Below are 14595 nucleotides of genomic sequence, written 5' to 3'. Positions count from 1 at the left end.
CGTGATTCAGCAAGAGTCGCGACTGCGTGTCGCCGACAACACGGGTGCACGGGAGATCCTGTGCATCCGGGTGCTCGGCGGCTCGGGTCGGCGCTACGCGGGCATCGGCGACGTGATCGTCGCCACGGTCAAGGACGCCATCCCCGGCGCCGGTGTGAAGAAGGGCGACGTCGTCAAGGCGGTCGTCGTCCGCACCGCGAAGGAGAAGCGGCGTCCGGACGGCTCGTACATCCGCTTCGACGAGAACGCCGCCGTGATCATCAAAGATGGCGGCGACCCCCGTGGCACCCGTATCTTCGGCCCGGTCGGCCGTGAGCTGCGGGACAAGCGTTTCATGAAGATCATTTCGTTGGCACCGGAGGTGCTCTAGCCATGAAGGTGAAGAAGGGCGACACGGTCGTCGTCATCGCCGGCAAGGACAAGGGCGCCAAGGGCAAGGTCATCCAGGCCATGCCGCGCCAGGACAAGGTCCTTGTCGAGGGCGTCAACCGGGTCAAGAAGCACGAACGTATCCGCACCACCCAGCGCGGCGCCAAGACCGGTGGCATCGTCACGCAGGAGGCCCCCATCCACGTCTCGAACGTGATGGTCCTGGACTCCGACGGCAAGCCGACCCGGGTCGGCTACCGCGTCGACGAGAACGGCACCAAGGTTCGCGTCGCCCGCAGCACCGGTAAGGACCTGTGATGACCACGACAGCCGAGAAGACGCTGCCGCGTTTGAAGCAGCGCTACCGCGACGAGGTCGTGGGACAGCTGCGCGAGCAGTTCACGTACGCCAACCCGATGCAGATCCCGGGCCTGGTCAAGATCGTTGTCAACATGGGTGTCGGTGAGGCGGCCCGCGACGCGAAGCTGATCGACGGCGCGGTCCGTGACCTGACCACGATCACCGGCCAGAAGCCGCTGGTCCGCCGGGCGACCAAGTCCATCGCGCAGTTCAAGCTGCGCGAGGGCATGCCGATCGGCGCCAAGGTCACCCTGCGGGGCGACCGGATGTGGGAGTTCCTCGACCGGCTGCTGTCGATCGCCCTCCCGCGTATCCGCGACTTCCGCGGCCTCGACGCCCGCAAGCTCGACGGCAACGGCAACTACACGTTCGGGCTTACCGAGCAGTCGGTGTTCCACGAGATCGACCAGGACCGGATCGACCGCGTGCGGGGCATGGACATCACGGTGGTAACCACCGCGACGACCGATGACGAGGGCCGGGCGCTGCTCAAGCTCCTGGGCTTCCCGTTCAAGGAGAACTGAGTACATGGCTAAGAAGGCGCTGATCCTCAAGGCTGCCGCGAAGCCGAAGTTCGCGGTCCGCGCGTACACCCGTTGCCAGCGCTGCGGGCGTCCTAAGGCGGTCTACCGCAAGTTCGGTCTCTGCCGGGTCTGCATCCGGGAGATGGCTCACCGCGGTGAGCTCCCCGGCGTGTCCAAGGCCTCGTGGTAAGCCACCACCCGAAATGCCGCTTCGCCGCAGGCCCTTGGCGGGGAACCACGGCGAGAAAGGTTGACGAGAACTCATGACGATGACCGACCCGATCGCAGACATGCTCACCCGTCTGCGCAACGCCAACCAGGCCTATCACGACCGGGTGACGATGCCCTACTCGAAGATCAAGGCGAACATCGCCGAGGTCCTCAAGAGCGAGGGCTACATCGCCACCTGGGCGGTCGAGGAGCCCGCTGAGGGCGTCGTCGGCAAGCGACTGGTCGTCGAGCTCAAGTACGGCCAGAACCGTGAGCGGAGCCTGGCCGGGATCAAGCGCGTGTCCAAGCCCGGTCTGCGGGTTTACGCCAAGTCGGACGGGCTCCCGCGGGTGCTCGGCGGTCTGGGCGTGGCGATCATTTCGACGTCCCAGGGACTGCTGACCGACCGGCAGGCCCGCAAGCGGAGCGTGGGCGGGGAAGTCCTCGCCTTCGTCTGGTAACCGGGGAGTTTGCAGAAATGTCGCGAATTGGACGTAAGACGATCCCGGTTCCCACCGGCGTCGACATCACGATCAACGGCCAGACCGTTCAGGTGAAGGGCCCGAAGGGTCAGCTCAGCCACACGTTGGCCGAGCCGATCACCATCGAGCGCTCCGAGAACGAGCTCGTCGTGAAGCGCCCGAACGACGAGCGCAAGGCCAAGGAACTGCACGGCCTCTCCCGTACGCTGGTTGCGAACATGGTCGTCGGCGTGACCGACGGCTACCGCAAGTCGCTGGAGATCGCCGGCACCGGTTACCGGGTGACCGCGAAGGGCAAGGACCTCGAGTTCGCTCTCGGGTTCTCGCACCCGGTCGTCGTCCAGGCGCCGGAGGGCATCACCTTCACCGTGGAGCGGCCCACGCTGTTCCACATCGCTGGCATCGACAAGCAGCAGGTCGGTGAGGTGGCCGCCAACATCCGGAAGATCCGTCCGCCGGAGCCGTACAAGGGCAAGGGCGTGCGTTACCAGGGCGAGGTCATCCGCCGTAAGGCTGGAAAGGCAGGTAAGAAGTGACCGCCACGCTACTCAAGCGCCGTCGCGGCGTCGCCGCGAAGCGGGCCGTGGGCCGGGCGCGTCGGCACTTCCGCGTCCGCAAGCACCTGGTGGGTTCGGCCGAGCGTCCGCGCCTGGTCGTCACCCGCTCGCTGCGGCACATCAACGCCCAGATCGTCGACGACGCCAAGGGTCACACCCTGGCTTCGGCGTCGACCCTGGATGCCTCGATCCGAGGCACCGACGGCGACAAGAGCGCTCAGGCCGGCAAGGTCGGCGCGCTCCTCGCCGAGCGGGCCAAGGCTGCTGGCGTGTCGAAGGTCGTCTTCGACCGCGGCGGCAGCAAGTATGCGGGTCGCATCGCCGCGCTGGCCGACGCCGCGCGCGAAGCCGGGCTCGAGTTCTAACCCGTCACATCTGAGAAAGGAAGGCTGCTGATGCCAGGTCAACAGCGCCGTGGCGGCGGGTCCGGTGGCAACGAGGGTGGTCGCCGCGACAACCGCCGTGAGGGCGGCCGCGGAAACGCGCCCGTCGAGAAGACTCCGCACCTCGAGCGGGTCGTCGCGATCAACCGTGTCGCCAAGGTCGTCAAGGGTGGTCGGCGTTTCAGCTTCACCGCCCTGGTGATCGTCGGCGACGGCGACGGCACGGTCGGCGTGGGTTACGGCAAGGCCAAGGAGGTGCCCGCGGCGATCGCCAAGGGTGTCGAGGAGGCCAAGAAGCACTTCTTCAAGGTGCCGCGGATCGCAGCGTCGATCCCGCACCCGGTGCAGGGCGAAGACGCCGCCGGCGTGGTGCTGCTCAAGCCGGCCTCGGCCGGTACGGGCGTCATCGCCGGTGGGCCGGTCCGCGCCGTGCTGGAGTGCGCGGGCATCCACGACGTGCTCTCCAAGAGCCTCGGGTCGTCCAACCCGATCAACATCGTGCACGCGACGGTGGCGGCCCTCAAGGCGCTCGAGTCGCCCGAGGCGGTCGCGACCCGTCGTGGCCTGCCGGTCGAGGACGTGGCTCCGGCCGCGATGCTCGCCAGCCGGGCTGGGGTGAGTGCGTGATGGCACGGCTCAAGGTCACTCAGGTCCGGTCCGAGATCGGGTCGAAGCACAACCAGCGGGAGTCCCTGCGGTCGCTCGGCCTGAAGCGGATCAACGACGTGGTGGTCAAGGAAGACCGGCCCGAGATTCGGGGCATGATCTTCAAGGTCAACCACCTCGTGAAGGTCGAGGAGGTCGAGTAATGACCATCAAGGTTCACCACCTGCGTCCGGCTCCCGGCGCCAAGACCGACAAGACCCGCGTGGGTCGCGGTGAGGGCTCCAAGGGCAAGACCGCCGGTCGCGGCACCAAGGGCTCCAAGGCCCGCAAGAACATCTCGGCGGCGTTCGAGGGTGGGCAGATGCCCATCCACATGCGCCTGCCGAAGGTGAAGGGCTTCCGCAACCAGAACAAGGTCGTCTTCCAGGTCGTCAACCTGGACAAGCTGGCCGAGCTGTTCCCCAACGGCGGCGAGGTCGGCCCGGCCGAGCTCGTCGACGCCGGTGCGGTCCGCAAGGGCCAGCCGGTCAAGGTGCTCGGCAGCGGTGACCTGAGTGGCGTATCTCTCCGCATCTCCGCCCACGCGTTCAGCGCGTCGGCGAAGGAGAAGATCGCCGCCGCTGGTGGCGCCACCACCGAGCTGTAGCGCGGGCAGGGGCGCGGCGCCGACGGTCCAAGGACCGTCAGGTGCCGCGCCCCTCCGGCGTTGATCCGGAGCGATGCGGCCGGATATCGTTTTTGATGGATGGGCGCGGCCAGCCGGTCACCGCCCGAGCCAGATAAGTTAGAGTCCGTTCCCGACAGGGTGTCGGACCATTACCGACAGCCACCCCGAGCCGCCACGACCCCGGCGGTCGCCCGCGCAGGAGGAAGACGTTGCTCTCCGCATTTATCAGTGCGTTCCGCACGCCTGACCTGCGCAAGAAATTACTGTTCACAGTCGGGATCATCGCGGTCTACCGACTGGGCGCCACGCTGCCCAGCCCGGGCGTTTCCTACGGAAACGTGCAGAAGTGCATGGACCTGATGGCGAACAACAACGCGGGTGGCGTCTTCAACCTGCTGAACCTGTTCTCCGGCGGTGCGCTGCTGTCGCTGTCGGTCTTCGCGCTCGGCATCATGCCGTACATCACAGCCTCGATCATCTTGCAGCTGTTGACCGTCGTGATCCCACGACTGGAACAGCTCCGCAAGGAGGGTCAGGCCGGTCAGGCGAAGATCACGCAGTACACCCGCTACCTGACGCTGGGCCTGGGCGTGCTCCAGGCGTCCGCGTTCGTGGCGCTCGCCCGCTCGGGTCAGCTGTTCAACAACCAGTGCGATCAGTTCCCGATCGTCCCGAACACCGAGCTGCCGACCTGGGTCACCCTGGTGGCGCTGGTCGTGACGATGACCGCCGGCACCGGCGTGGTCATGTGGCTGGGCGAGCTCATCACCGACCGCGGCGTCGGCAACGGCATGTCGGTCCTGATCTTCACCTCGATCATGGCTCGCCTCCCCAGCGAGGGTTGGCAGATCAAGATCAGCCAGGGCTGGTGGAAGTTCTTCCTCGTGATCGCGCTCGTCCTGCTGATCATCTTCTTCGTGGTCTTCATCGAACAGGCCCAGCGCCGGATCCCGGTGCAGTACGCGAAGCGCATGATCGGTCGGCGGATGTACGGCGGCACGTCCACCTACATCCCGCTCAAGGTCAACCAGGCCGGCGTCATCCCCGTAATCTTCGGGTCGTCGCTGCTCTACCTGCCCGCGCTGCTGCTGCAGTTCTACGACCGCAACAACCTCAACGGGTGGCAGTCGTGGATCCAGAACAACCTGGTCGACCCCACCAGCTACATCTACATCACGCTGTACTTCTTGCTGATCATCTTCTTCACCTACTTCTACGTGTCGATCACGTTCAACCCGACCGAGGTTGCCGACAACATGAAGAAGTACGGTGGATTCGTGCCGGGCATCCGGCCGGGCAAGCCGACAGCTGAATACCTCGACTACATCCTGAGCCGGATCACCCTTCCCGGCGCGCTCTACCTGGGTGTCATCTCGATCCTGCCGAGCTTCTTCTTCATCTGGCTCGACCGTCAGCAGTACATGAACTTCCCGTTCGGCGGCACCGCCGTGCTGATCATGGTCGGCGTCGGGCTGGAGACGGTCAAGCAGATCGAGAGCCAGCTCATGCAGCGGAACTACGAAGGGTTCCTGCGCTAGTGCGAATTGTTCTCGTAGGTCCTCCGGGCGCGGGAAAGGGGACGCAGGCCGAGTTCATCGCCGCGCACCTGGCCGTGCCCAAGATCTCGACCGGGGACATCTTCCGCGCCAACGTCTCGCAAGGGACCCCGCTCGGGGTCGAGGCCAAGCGCTACATGGACGCCGGCAAGCTGGTGCCCGACGAGGTGACCATCAACATGGTCCGGGAGCGGCTTGCCGAGCCCGACGCCGGCGAGGGCTTCCTGCTCGACGGTTTCCCGCGTACGACGCCCCAGGCGGCCGCGCTCGACAAGCTGCTGGCCGACCTGGGCACCGCGCTCGACCTGGTGATGGAGCTCGTGGTCGACGACGACGAGGTGATCCGGCGGCTCTCCGGCCGGCGCACCTGCCGTGGCTGCGGCAAGATCTGGCACGTCGAGTTCGACGCGCCGTCGCGGGAAGGCATCTGCGACCGCTGCGGCTCGGAGCTCTTCCAGCGTGACGACGACAAGGCCGAGACGATCGCCAAGCGTTTGGTCGAGTACGCCGAGAAGACCGCGCCGCTGGTCGACTACTACGGCGCCCAGGGCAAGCTGGTCGGCATCGACGCCACCGGCCCCGTGGAGGACGTCACCGTCCGGGCGATCGATGCGTTGCGGTCGTACGGCGGCTAAGCGGTTAGTCTCGATTGATGCGCCGACACCAGCTGGACATTCAGCTGAAAACCCCTGAGCAGATCGACCTGATGCGTCGGGCCGGCCTGGTCGTGGCCAGTGCGCTGGCAGCGATGCGGGCGGCCGTCGCGCCGGGTGTGACCACCGCCGACCTGGACGCGATCGCCGAGCGGGTGATCCGTGACGCCGGTGGCACCCCGTCGTTCAAGGGCTACCACGGCTACCCCGGCTCGATCTGCTCCTCGGTCAACGAGCAGATCGTGCACGCCATCCCGTCGCCCAGCCAGGTGTTGCGCGACGGAGACCTGATCTCGCTGGACTGCGGCGCCATCCTCGAGGGCTGGCACGGCGACGCGGCGATCACCGTGCCGGTCGGCGACGTCGACCCGAAGCTGGTGAAGATGGCCTCGGTCGCCGAGGACTCGATGTGGGCCGGCATCGCGGCCGCGGCCCGCGGGGTGCGCTCCGGACGTGGCCGGTTGACCGACATCAGCCACGCGGTGGAGACCGCGGTGCGGGCCGGCGGCAACTACGGCATCGTCGACGGCTACGGCGGGCACGGCATCGGCACCGAGATGCACCAGGACCCGCACGTCCTCAACCACGGCCGCCCGGGCCGCGGCATCAAGCTCTCGCCAGGCCTGTGCCTGGCCATCGAGCCGATGATCACGATGGGCTCGCCCCGCTCGGTCGAGCTCGACGACGGCTGGACCGTGATCACCCGCGACCACTCGGTGGCCGCGCACGTCGAGCACTCGATCGCCCTGCTCGACGACGGCGTCTGGGTGCTGACGGCGGTCGACGGCGGCCGGGCCCGGCTCGGCGACCTGCTCTCGGCGCGGGCCACCGCGTCGTCCGCGTCCGCCTCCTCCTGACCAGGGGGCCGCTCCGCGGCGGCTGTTGATCTATCTTTGGGCATGGATTTTCCGGCACTGCGGATCAGGACCCGAAACTTCACGCTCGGCCTCCCGGGTCAGTTCGTCGTGCGCTCCGACGGGCGGCAGGTGCTCTTCGCCCGCAGCCGGGCCGGCGACGACCCGGTCGCGTGCCTGTGGGCCTATGACGTCGTGGCGGCCCGTGAGCGGCTGCTGCTCGATCCGCGTGACATGGGACTCGACGAGTCCGCGTTGCCGCCGGCCGAACAGCGGCGGCGGGAGCGGAGCCGGCAGTTGGCCGGCGGGGTGACCGGCTTCGCCTGCGACGACACGCAGTCGGTGGTCGCGCTGGCGCTCGGCGGCGAGCTGGTCGTGGTGGAACCGGACAACGGCGTCGTGCGCACCCTGCCCACCGCCGGCGACGTCGTCGACCCTCGGCCGGATCCGCATGGCCGGCTGGTGGGCTATGTCAGTGGCGACGGGCTGCACCTCATCGGTGTCGACGGCACCGATGCGCGCGTCCTTGCCGCCCCGGACGGGCCGGCGGTCGGCTACGGCCTGGCCGAGCACGTGGCGGGCGAGTCGATGCACCGCACGCGCGGCTGGTGGTGGGCGCCGGACGGCCGCCGGGTGGCGGTGGCCCGCGTGGACGAGAGCGGCGTCCAGCTGTGGCACATCGCCAACCTCGCGGACCCGTCGGCCGCGCCAATCGCGTTGCGCTATCCGGTCGCGGGTACCGCCAACGCCGACGTCAGCCTGCACGTCTTCGACCTGGCCGGCGGGCGGGTCGAAGTCTCATGGGACCGGCGGGCGCACGAGTACGTCACCGGCGTCCTGTGGGACGCGGTCGGCCTCACCGTCGCGGTGCAGAACCGCGCACAGACCAGGGTGCGCGTGCTGCGCGCCGACCCGGACACCGGCGCGACCACGGTCGAGCACGAGCAGCGCGACCCGGCGTGGGTCGAGCTGGTGCCGGGCACGCCGGCCCGCACCGCGGGTGGCGCGCTGATCTGGACGGAGGACCGGGACGAGACCCGGCACCTGCTGGTCGGCGGCGACCTCGTGACGCCGCCCGGGCTCCAGGTCGGTGCGATCCTGGCCGTCGACGGTGGCACCGTGCTGTTCGCCGGGTCCGCCGAGCCGACCCGCCAGCAGGTCTGGGAGTGGTCCGTGCCGACCGGCCTCACCTGCCTGACCGACACCGACGGCGTCCACGACGGACTGCGGGCCGGTGGCACCACGGTCCTGGTCAGCCACGACCTGGCCGAGCCGGGCGCCCGGGTGACGGTGCGGCCCGAGGGCGGTGCGCCGGCCCCGCTGGCCAGCCACGCGCTGGCCGCGCCGGTGGAGCCGCGCCCGGACCTGTTCGAGGCCGGTGACCTCGGCCTGCGGACCGCGGTGCTGTTGCCGACCGGCCACACACCGGGCGAGCGGCGGCTGCCCGTGCTCCTCGACCCGTACGGTGGCCCGGGCGCCCAGCGGGTGCTCGCCGCGCGGGCCGCGTACCTGACCTCGCAGTGGTTCGCCGACCAGGGCTTCGCCGTGGTGGTGGTCGACGGTCGGGGCACACCGGGTCGCGGACCGCGGTGGGACAAGACGGTGCGCGGTGACGCCGGTGCCGCAGCCCTCGAGGACCAGGTCGTCGGGCTGCGTGCGGCGGCGGACCGGCACCCGGACCTCGACCTGAGCCGGGTCGCCATCCGCGGTGGTTCCTACGGTGGCTATCTCGCCGCCCGCGCGGTGCTGCGCCGGCCGGACGTCTTCCACGCCGCCGTGGCCAGCGCGCCGGCCACGGACATGCGCCTCTACGACACCCACTGGCAGGAGCGGTTCTTCGGGCATCCCGACGACAACCCGGAGACGTACGACCGTGACTCGCTGATCGCCGACGCACCCGCGCTGTCCCGGCCGTTGCTGCTGATCCACGGGCTGCTGGACGACAACGTGCATCCGGCGCACACGCTGAAGCTGTCCGCGGCCCTGCTCGCCGCCGGCCGACCGCACCGGTTGCTGACCCTGCCGACCAGCAGCCACATGTTCACCGGCGCGGAGGCGGCGCACGTGCTGGAGATCGAGGTGGACTTCCTGCGCGAGGCGCTTCAGCCGCAGACGTAGGCGGTGGCCCCGCTCGTCACCGGGAAGCTGCCGTGCGCCGCGATGTGCTCGTCGACCCGCCGCTCCAGCTCGGCCAGCACCTCGTCACGCCGATCGACGGGCACCGCGATCGCTTCGGGCGGCAGGCTCTCGACGTAGCCCCGGACGGCCGTCGCCGCCCGCACCGGCACCAACTGACCCAGGTCGCGCTTCTCGATCTCCGCGAAGACGGTCGGCAACAGCTCGTCGGCCTTGTTCGTGCGGAACCGGTGCCCGTCCCACGCCATCCGGACCGGAGTGCCCAGCAGGTCTCCGGTGACGTCGGCGAGCAGATCGTCGACCTCGTGACCGTGGTGGGTGCTGTTGGTGACGACGACCACGCGACCGGCGGGATCGGTGATCCGGCGCAGCTCGGCCAGGGCCAGCGGGATGTCCGGGACGTGGTAGAGCATGTGTGGCGCGAGGGTGACCTGTGCCGCGCCCGTCCGGATCGGGACCGTCTGTGCGTCCGCGACCGCCGTCGCCGCTCCCGACGCCGATCGGGCGGTTGCCGCCATCCCGGGCGACAGATCGAGTCCGACCAGAGGGCCGCGATGACCCCGCTCGCGCAGGGTCGCCAGGTAGCGGCCGTTTCCGCAGCCCACGTCGATGACGGTGGCGCCGGCGGCCAGGTCGACCAGGTCCAGCACCCGCCCGACTAGCGGGCCTTTGCTCCCGTACGCCCAGATTCCCTGCCGGGTTCGGAGATTCTCGTCGTTGGCGTAATTCGCGGAGACATTCATGAGCCCGCACGTTAGCGGGCCGCCGGTGGCATCCTCGAACTATGGACCGGCGCCAGATGCGGGCGGGTGACTCGGATCGGCAGCACGTTGCCGACCAACTCCGGACGGCCCTGGAACTCGGGCGGCTGGACCTACCCGAATACGACGAACGGCTGCAGAAGACCTACGCGGCGAAGACGTACGGCGACCTCGACGGGCTGCTCGACGACCTCCCGGACACCTCCACTCCCACCGCGGGCTCGCAGGTCCTGGTGCCGAGGCACAACGACGCGCTGGTGCCCGGCGCCGACGGCCGGTTCCCGAACGCCACCGCCCGGTGGCTGGCGCATACTTGGGACGGCTACTTCGCCACCGTCGCGATCGTCGTCGCGATATGGGCGGTTATCTGCCTGATGACCGCGGAGTGGCTCTACTTCTGGCCGGCCTGGGTGGCCGGGCCGTGGGGCGCGGTGCTGCTGGTCTCGACGATTGGCGGACTCGCCAGCGGCGAGCCGCAGAAGTGGGCGGCCGGGCAGGCGCGCGAGCAGAAGCGCAAGCGGGCCAAGGAGGAAGACGAGGACTGACCTCGTCCCGGAGGACAACGTCGACGCCGGTTTGGCGTCGATGCGTACCCCCGCGTAGTATGTAGTGTCGGCGCACAGCGTCCGCTCTGTCATGCCCGCCATCGCGCTTCGGCGGTCGACAGGGCCCGCGGCTGGCCTGGGCGATCCCTCGCTCGGGAGACTCTGTGCGTTGTTTTGGGAACACCGACGTCAGGACAGCGGAGGATATGCCGAAAAAAGACGGGGCCATCGAGATCGAGGGTCGGGTCATCGAGCCATTGCCGAATGCCATGTTCAGGGTTGAGCTCGCCAACGGCCACAAGGTACTGGCTCACATCAGTGGCAAGATGCGGCAGCACTACATCCGTATCCTGCCCGAGGACCGGGTCGTGGTGGAGCTCTCACCCTATGACCTGACTCGTGGGCGCATCGTCTACCGCTACAAGTAACACCTGGCGACGGGACACCAGTCCCCGTCCGTTACGACGGTCCGGCCTGCCACTGCGGCGCCGCCGGGCGTTGATGGGAAGTAAAGGCAAACCGTGAAGGTCAAGCCGAGCGTCAAGCGAATCTGCAACAAGTGCCGCGTCATCCGCCGGCACGGCCGGGTCATGGTCATCTGTGACGACCCGCGCCACAAGCAGCGCCAGGGCTGAGTCCCGGGCGGCATTCGCCTAATTGAACAAGCTCGTCCCAGCCGCGGGAGCTAAGGCGACTCGTGGTAAACCCCTGGTCGGAGGCCAGGGCCCGCGCGGGCACGCGGGGCGGGATGGGCACAGACCTCCGCGAACACACGAGGAGTACGCCCGCACATGGCACGTCTAGCCGGCGTTGACCTCCCGCGCGAAAAGCGCATGGAGATCGCGCTCACTTACATCTACGGGGTCGGTCGGACCCGCGCCAAGGAAGCCCTTGGCGCTACCGGCGTTTCCCTGGACAAGCGTGCGAAGGACCTCACGGACGAGGAGCTGGTCCAGCTCCGCGACTACATCGAGGCCAACTTCAAGGTTGAGGGCGACCTGCGCCGCGAGGTCGCCGCTGACATCCGCCGCAAGGTCGAGATCGGCTGCTACGAGGGCATCCGGCACCGTCGGGGTCTCCCCGTCCGTGGCCAGCGGACTCGCACCAACGCGCGTACCCGTAAGGGTCCGAAGCGGACCGTCGCCGGCAAGAAGAAGCCCGGCAAGAAGTAACTAGGAGCGCAGAAGACTTATGCCACCGAAGGCTCGTGCCGGGGCCGCTGTAAAGAAGGTCCGGCGCAAGGAACGCAAGAACGTCGCCCACGGGCAGGCGCACATCAAGAGCACCTTCAACAACACCATCGTGTCGATCACCGACCCGACCGGTGCGGTCATCTCCTGGGCCTCCGCGGGCCAGGTTGGCTTCAAGGGCTCCCGCAAGTCGACTCCGTTCGCCGCGCAGCTGGCCGCCGAGGCCGCCGCGCGTCGGGCCATGGAGCACGGCATGCGCAAGGTCGACGTGTTCGTCAAGGGCCCCGGCTCCGGCCGGGAGACCGCCATCCGTTCGCTGCAGGCCGTGGGCCTCGAGGTCGGCCAGATCGCCGACGTCACCCCGCAGCCGCACAACGGTTGCCGTCCGCCGAAGCGTCGTCGGGTCTGAGAGGTTAGAGAGAGATGGCTCGCTACACAGGTGCTGACTGCCGCCGTTGCCGGCGGGAGAAGATGAAGCTGTTCCTCAAGGGCAGCAAGTGCGACGGCCCCAAGTGCCCGTTCGAGTCCCGGCCCTTCCCGCCCGGGCAGCACGGCCGCGGCCGCACCAAGGAGACGGAATACCTTCTGCAGCTTCGTGAGAAGCAGAAGGCCCGCCGCGTGTACGGCGTGCTCGAGAAGCAGTTCCGCGGGTACTACGAGGAAGCGGTCTCGAAGAAGGGCAAGACCGGTGAGGTCCTGCTCCAGATCCTCGAGTCGCGCCTCGACAACGTGGTCTACCGGGCTGGCCTCGCCAAGTCCCGCGACCACGCCCGCCAGCTGGTCAAGCACGGCCACTTCGTGGTCAACGGCAAGAAGGTCGACATCCCCTCGTACCGCGTCAAGGAGCACGACATCGTGCAGGTGCGGGAGAAGTCGCAGGAGCTGACCCCGTTCATCGTGGCCCAGGCCGAAGCCGGTTCGAAGACCGTGCCGGCGTGGCTGGAGGCCATCCCCACCCAGCACAAGGTGCTGGTGCACTCGCTCCCGGCGCGCCAGGTGATCGACACCCAGGTCCAGGAGCAGCTGATCGTCGAGCTCTACTCCAAGTAGCGCTCGGTGGCCCCACGCCCTGGCCCTCGGCCAGGGCGTGGGGCAACCACAAGGCGACCGTCAAATAGTGGGCGGTCCCGAACGAAGGAAGAAACGAAGTGCTCATCACTCAGCGGCCGACCCTCTCCGAGGAGTCGATCAGCGAGACCCGTTCCAAGTTCACCATCGAGCCGCTCGAGCCCGGCTTCGGCTACACGCTCGGCAACTCGCTGCGGCGCACCCTGCTCAGCTCGATCCCGGGTGCGGCCGTCACCAGCATCAAGGTCGACGGCGTCCTGCACGAGTTCACCACCATCCCGGGCGTCAAGGAAGACGTCGTCGAGCTGGTCATGAACGTCAAGGAGCTGTGCGTCAGCTCCGAGCACGACGAGCCGGTCAGCATGTACCTGCGCAAGCAGGGCCCCGGCGACGTGACCGCGGGCGACATCCAGCCCCCGGCCGGTGTCTCGGTGCACAACGCGGATCTCAAGCTCGCCACGCTCAACAGCAAGGGCCGGCTCGACATGGAGCTGACCGTCGAGCGGGGTCGTGGCTACGTGACCGCGAACCAGAACAAGAGCGCGGGTGCCGAGATCGGCCGGATTCCGGTCGACTCGATCTACTCGCCGGTGCTGAAGGTCACCTACAAGGTCGAGGCGACCCGTGTCGAGCAGCGCACCGACTTCGACCGGCTGATCATCGACGTCGAGACCAAGCCGTCGATCGGCCCGCGCACCGCCCTGGCGTCCGCCGGCTCCACCCTGGTCGAGCTCTTCGGCCTGGCTCGTGAGCTCGACGAGACCGCCGAGGGCATCGACATCGGCCCGTCGCCGCAGGACGCGCAGCTCGCTGCCGACCTGGCGCTGCCGATCGAGGAGCTGGACCTCACCGTCCGCTCGTACAACTGCCTCAAGCGCGAGGGCATCAACACCGTCGGTGAGCTCATCGGGCGCACGGAGGCCGACCTCCTCGATATAAGGAATTTCGGTCAGAAGTCGATCGACGAGGTCAAGATGAAGCTCGCCGGCATGGGTCTGGGCCTGAAGGACTCGGCGCCCAACTTCGACCCCGCGCACGTCGTGGACTCCTTCGGCGAGGTTGACTACGACACCGACGACTACCGCGAGACCGAGCAGCTCTGACACCCCGCTGCGACACCTGAGGAGCACCAACGATGCCCACGCCCACCAAGGGTCCCCGCCTCGGCGGTAGCCCGGCGCACGAGCGGCTGCTGCTGGCCAACCTGGCCACTGCGCTGTTCAGGCACGGGAAGATCACCACGACCGAGACGAAGGCGAAGCGCCTGCGTCCGCTCGCCGAGCAGCTGATCACCAAGGCCAAGCGCGGTGACCTGCACGCCCGGCGCCGGGTGCTGACCGTCGTCCGGGACAAGGACGTGGTCTTTGCCCTGTTCGATGACATCGCACCGCGCTACGCCAACCGCAGCGGCGGCTACACGCGGATCATCAAGACCGTCCCCCGCAAGGGCGACAACGCTCCGATGGCGATCATCGAGCTGGTCGAGGAGCTCGCCGAGGCGCCCGCCGCTCCGGCGAAGAAGGCTGCCCGCAAGGCCGCCGCACAGCGGGACAAGGTCGAGGCGCTCACCCGCGAGGAAGAGCCCCCGACCGCCACGTCGACCGACGCCCCGGTCTCCTCTTCGGACGAGACCGAGTCGAAGGACGACGACAAGTAAGCAGCACGGCACGACGA

Annotated in this window: 23 protein-coding genes; 22 read left to right on the top strand and 1 reads right to left on the bottom strand. The window is 68.4% G+C overall.

All coding sequences use genetic code 11. The annotated features are described in order from the left end of the window. Position 1 precedes the first annotated feature (1 nt). The 14 genes from rplN (at position 2) to AB0J88_RS12590 (ending at position 9339) form a co-directional block, all read left to right on the top strand. Positions 2 to 370, top strand: coding sequence for a 50S ribosomal protein L14 (rplN, locus tag AB0J88_RS12655; RefSeq protein ID WP_089244879.1), 369 nt, complete (start codon positions 2 to 4; stop codon positions 368 to 370). A 2-nt stretch (positions 371 to 372) separates the two neighbouring features. Continuing rightward, complete coding sequence (rplX, locus tag AB0J88_RS12650) at positions 373 to 687, top strand: 50S ribosomal protein L24 (RefSeq protein WP_089244881.1); 315 nt, start codon at positions 373 to 375, stop codon at positions 685 to 687. Then, the gene (gene rplE / locus AB0J88_RS12645; protein ID WP_089244883.1) at positions 687 to 1253 is read left to right on the top strand and encodes a 50S ribosomal protein L5; all 567 of its coding nucleotides are present in this window, start codon (positions 687 to 689) and stop codon (positions 1251 to 1253) included. Before rplX ends, rplE begins: the two co-directional genes overlap by 1 nt. A 4-nt stretch (positions 1254 to 1257) precedes the next feature. Continuing rightward, positions 1258 to 1443 (top strand): type Z 30S ribosomal protein S14, encoded by a 186-nt coding sequence (locus AB0J88_RS12640; protein ID WP_033342853.1) that lies wholly within the window; start codon positions 1258 to 1260, stop codon positions 1441 to 1443. Between the two features lie 73 nt (positions 1444 to 1516). After that, positions 1517 to 1924 (top strand): 30S ribosomal protein S8, encoded by a 408-nt coding sequence (gene rpsH, locus AB0J88_RS12635; RefSeq protein ID WP_116067063.1) that lies wholly within the window; start codon positions 1517 to 1519, stop codon positions 1922 to 1924. A gap of 17 nt (positions 1925 to 1941) precedes the next feature. Next, entirely contained in the window at positions 1942 to 2481 is a 540-nt protein-coding gene (gene rplF, locus AB0J88_RS12630) for a 50S ribosomal protein L6 (RefSeq protein ID WP_364345538.1), read from the top strand. Next, positions 2478 to 2867 carry a 50S ribosomal protein L18 gene (gene rplR, locus AB0J88_RS12625; RefSeq protein WP_089244889.1) on the top strand — a complete coding sequence of 130 codons (390 nt, stop codon included), beginning with the start codon at positions 2478 to 2480 and terminating at the stop codon, positions 2865 to 2867. The genes rplF and rplR overlap by 4 nt, the downstream gene beginning before the upstream one ends. 30 nt (positions 2868 to 2897) lie before the next feature. Continuing rightward, the gene (gene rpsE / locus AB0J88_RS12620; protein ID WP_364345540.1) at positions 2898 to 3512 is read left to right on the top strand and encodes a 30S ribosomal protein S5; all 615 of its coding nucleotides are present in this window, start codon (positions 2898 to 2900) and stop codon (positions 3510 to 3512) included. Further along, positions 3512 to 3694 carry a 50S ribosomal protein L30 gene (rpmD, locus tag AB0J88_RS12615; protein ID WP_089244893.1) on the top strand — a complete coding sequence of 61 codons (183 nt, stop codon included), beginning with the start codon at positions 3512 to 3514 and terminating at the stop codon, positions 3692 to 3694. Before rpsE ends, rpmD begins: the two co-directional genes overlap by 1 nt. Next, positions 3694 to 4137: a 50S ribosomal protein L15 gene (gene rplO, locus AB0J88_RS12610; RefSeq protein WP_364345542.1), complete on the top strand. Its 444-nt coding sequence runs from the start codon at positions 3694 to 3696 to the stop codon at positions 4135 to 4137. The genes rpmD and rplO overlap by 1 nt, the downstream gene beginning before the upstream one ends. 230 nt (positions 4138 to 4367) lie before the next feature. Next, the gene (gene secY / locus AB0J88_RS12605) at positions 4368 to 5696 is read left to right on the top strand and encodes a preprotein translocase subunit SecY (protein ID WP_364345544.1); all 1329 of its coding nucleotides are present in this window, start codon (positions 4368 to 4370) and stop codon (positions 5694 to 5696) included. Beyond that, on the top strand, positions 5696 to 6349 hold the full coding sequence (locus tag AB0J88_RS12600; protein ID WP_089244899.1) for an adenylate kinase: 654 nt from the start codon (positions 5696 to 5698) through the stop codon (positions 6347 to 6349). The genes secY and AB0J88_RS12600 overlap by 1 nt, the downstream gene beginning before the upstream one ends. Positions 6350 to 6366: 17 nt before the next feature. Next, positions 6367 to 7224, top strand: coding sequence for a type I methionyl aminopeptidase (gene map / locus AB0J88_RS12595; protein WP_364345546.1), 858 nt, complete (start codon positions 6367 to 6369; stop codon positions 7222 to 7224). A 42-nt stretch (positions 7225 to 7266) separates the two neighbouring features. After that, a complete protein-coding gene (locus tag AB0J88_RS12590; RefSeq protein ID WP_364345548.1) occupies positions 7267 to 9339 on the top strand; it encodes a prolyl oligopeptidase family serine peptidase in 2073 nt (690 codons plus the stop codon). Here AB0J88_RS12590 and AB0J88_RS12585 read toward each other — a convergent pair. Beyond that, positions 9324 to 10100: a class I SAM-dependent methyltransferase gene (locus AB0J88_RS12585; protein ID WP_364345550.1), complete on the bottom strand. Its 777-nt coding sequence runs from the start codon at positions 10098 to 10100 to the stop codon at positions 9324 to 9326. The genes AB0J88_RS12590 and AB0J88_RS12585 overlap by 16 nt on opposite strands. Before the next feature lie 41 nt (positions 10101 to 10141). Between AB0J88_RS12585 and AB0J88_RS12580 the strand changes: the two genes are divergently transcribed. The 8 genes from AB0J88_RS12580 (at position 10142) to rplQ (ending at position 14578) form a co-directional block, all read left to right on the top strand. After that, positions 10142 to 10663: a DUF1707 domain-containing protein gene (locus AB0J88_RS12580; RefSeq protein WP_364345552.1), complete on the top strand. Its 522-nt coding sequence runs from the start codon at positions 10142 to 10144 to the stop codon at positions 10661 to 10663. Positions 10664 to 10869: 206 nt separating this feature from the next. Continuing rightward, positions 10870 to 11091, top strand: a complete 222-nt coding sequence (gene infA / locus AB0J88_RS12575; RefSeq protein ID WP_007073013.1) for a translation initiation factor IF-1 — start codon at positions 10870 to 10872, stop codon at positions 11089 to 11091. A 93-nt stretch (positions 11092 to 11184) separates the two neighbouring features. Further along, the gene (rpmJ, locus tag AB0J88_RS12570; RefSeq protein WP_023358216.1) at positions 11185 to 11298 is read left to right on the top strand and encodes a 50S ribosomal protein L36; all 114 of its coding nucleotides are present in this window, start codon (positions 11185 to 11187) and stop codon (positions 11296 to 11298) included. A gap of 156 nt (positions 11299 to 11454) precedes the next feature. Beyond that, positions 11455 to 11835: a 30S ribosomal protein S13 gene (gene rpsM / locus AB0J88_RS12565; RefSeq protein ID WP_364345554.1), complete on the top strand. Its 381-nt coding sequence runs from the start codon at positions 11455 to 11457 to the stop codon at positions 11833 to 11835. Between the two features lie 19 nt (positions 11836 to 11854). Continuing rightward, positions 11855 to 12262, top strand: coding sequence for a 30S ribosomal protein S11 (rpsK, locus tag AB0J88_RS12560; protein ID WP_030329919.1), 408 nt, complete (start codon positions 11855 to 11857; stop codon positions 12260 to 12262). Positions 12263 to 12276: 14 nt separating this feature from the next. Further along, positions 12277 to 12903, top strand: a complete 627-nt coding sequence (gene rpsD, locus AB0J88_RS12555; RefSeq protein ID WP_203700048.1) for a 30S ribosomal protein S4 — start codon at positions 12277 to 12279, stop codon at positions 12901 to 12903. A 98-nt stretch (positions 12904 to 13001) separates the two neighbouring features. Next, positions 13002 to 14024, top strand: a complete 1023-nt coding sequence (locus tag AB0J88_RS12550) for a DNA-directed RNA polymerase subunit alpha (RefSeq protein ID WP_089244909.1) — start codon at positions 13002 to 13004, stop codon at positions 14022 to 14024. Positions 14025 to 14056: 32 nt separating this feature from the next. Beyond that, complete coding sequence (rplQ, locus tag AB0J88_RS12545) at positions 14057 to 14578, top strand: 50S ribosomal protein L17 (RefSeq protein ID WP_364345557.1); 522 nt, start codon at positions 14057 to 14059, stop codon at positions 14576 to 14578. Positions 14579 to 14595 lie beyond the last annotated feature (17 nt).

The organism is Asanoa sp. NPDC049475, assembly GCF_040676915.1.
Lineage (GTDB): Bacteria > Actinomycetota > Actinomycetes > Mycobacteriales > Micromonosporaceae > Asanoa.
This window is presented reverse-complemented; position numbering and strand designations above follow the sequence as displayed.

What these genes read in the sequence shown, in the direction of transcription:
- rpmD (WP_089244893.1), top strand. Translation starts at nt 3,512, where the DNA reads ATGGCACGGCTCAAGGTCACTCAGGTCCGGTCCGAGATCGGGTCGAAG.
- AB0J88_RS12585 (WP_364345550.1), bottom strand. Translation starts at nt 10,100, where the DNA reads ATGAATGTCTCCGCGAATTACGCCAACGACGAGAATCTCCGAACCCGG.
- AB0J88_RS12580 (WP_364345552.1), top strand. Translation starts at nt 10,142, where the DNA reads ATGGACCGGCGCCAGATGCGGGCGGGTGACTCGGATCGGCAGCACGTT.
- rpsH (WP_116067063.1), top strand. Translation starts at nt 1,517, where the DNA reads ATGACGATGACCGACCCGATCGCAGACATGCTCACCCGTCTGCGCAAC.
- AB0J88_RS12590 (WP_364345548.1), top strand. Translation starts at nt 7,267, where the DNA reads ATGGATTTTCCGGCACTGCGGATCAGGACCCGAAACTTCACGCTCGGC.
- AB0J88_RS12640 (WP_033342853.1), top strand. Translation starts at nt 1,258, where the DNA reads ATGGCTAAGAAGGCGCTGATCCTCAAGGCTGCCGCGAAGCCGAAGTTC.
- rpsD (WP_203700048.1), top strand. Translation starts at nt 12,277, where the DNA reads ATGGCTCGCTACACAGGTGCTGACTGCCGCCGTTGCCGGCGGGAGAAG.
- rplE (WP_089244883.1), top strand. Translation starts at nt 687, where the DNA reads ATGACCACGACAGCCGAGAAGACGCTGCCGCGTTTGAAGCAGCGCTAC.
- rpsE (WP_364345540.1), top strand. Translation starts at nt 2,898, where the DNA reads ATGCCAGGTCAACAGCGCCGTGGCGGCGGGTCCGGTGGCAACGAGGGT.
- rplF (WP_364345538.1), top strand. Translation starts at nt 1,942, where the DNA reads ATGTCGCGAATTGGACGTAAGACGATCCCGGTTCCCACCGGCGTCGAC.
- rplQ (WP_364345557.1), top strand. Translation starts at nt 14,057, where the DNA reads ATGCCCACGCCCACCAAGGGTCCCCGCCTCGGCGGTAGCCCGGCGCAC.
- infA (WP_007073013.1), top strand. Translation starts at nt 10,870, where the DNA reads ATGCCGAAAAAAGACGGGGCCATCGAGATCGAGGGTCGGGTCATCGAG.
- rpsM (WP_364345554.1), top strand. Translation starts at nt 11,455, where the DNA reads ATGGCACGTCTAGCCGGCGTTGACCTCCCGCGCGAAAAGCGCATGGAG.
- map (WP_364345546.1), top strand. Translation starts at nt 6,367, where the DNA reads ATGCGCCGACACCAGCTGGACATTCAGCTGAAAACCCCTGAGCAGATC.
- rplO (WP_364345542.1), top strand. Translation starts at nt 3,694, where the DNA reads ATGACCATCAAGGTTCACCACCTGCGTCCGGCTCCCGGCGCCAAGACC.
- rpsK (WP_030329919.1), top strand. Translation starts at nt 11,855, where the DNA reads ATGCCACCGAAGGCTCGTGCCGGGGCCGCTGTAAAGAAGGTCCGGCGC.
- rplX (WP_089244881.1), top strand. Translation starts at nt 373, where the DNA reads ATGAAGGTGAAGAAGGGCGACACGGTCGTCGTCATCGCCGGCAAGGAC.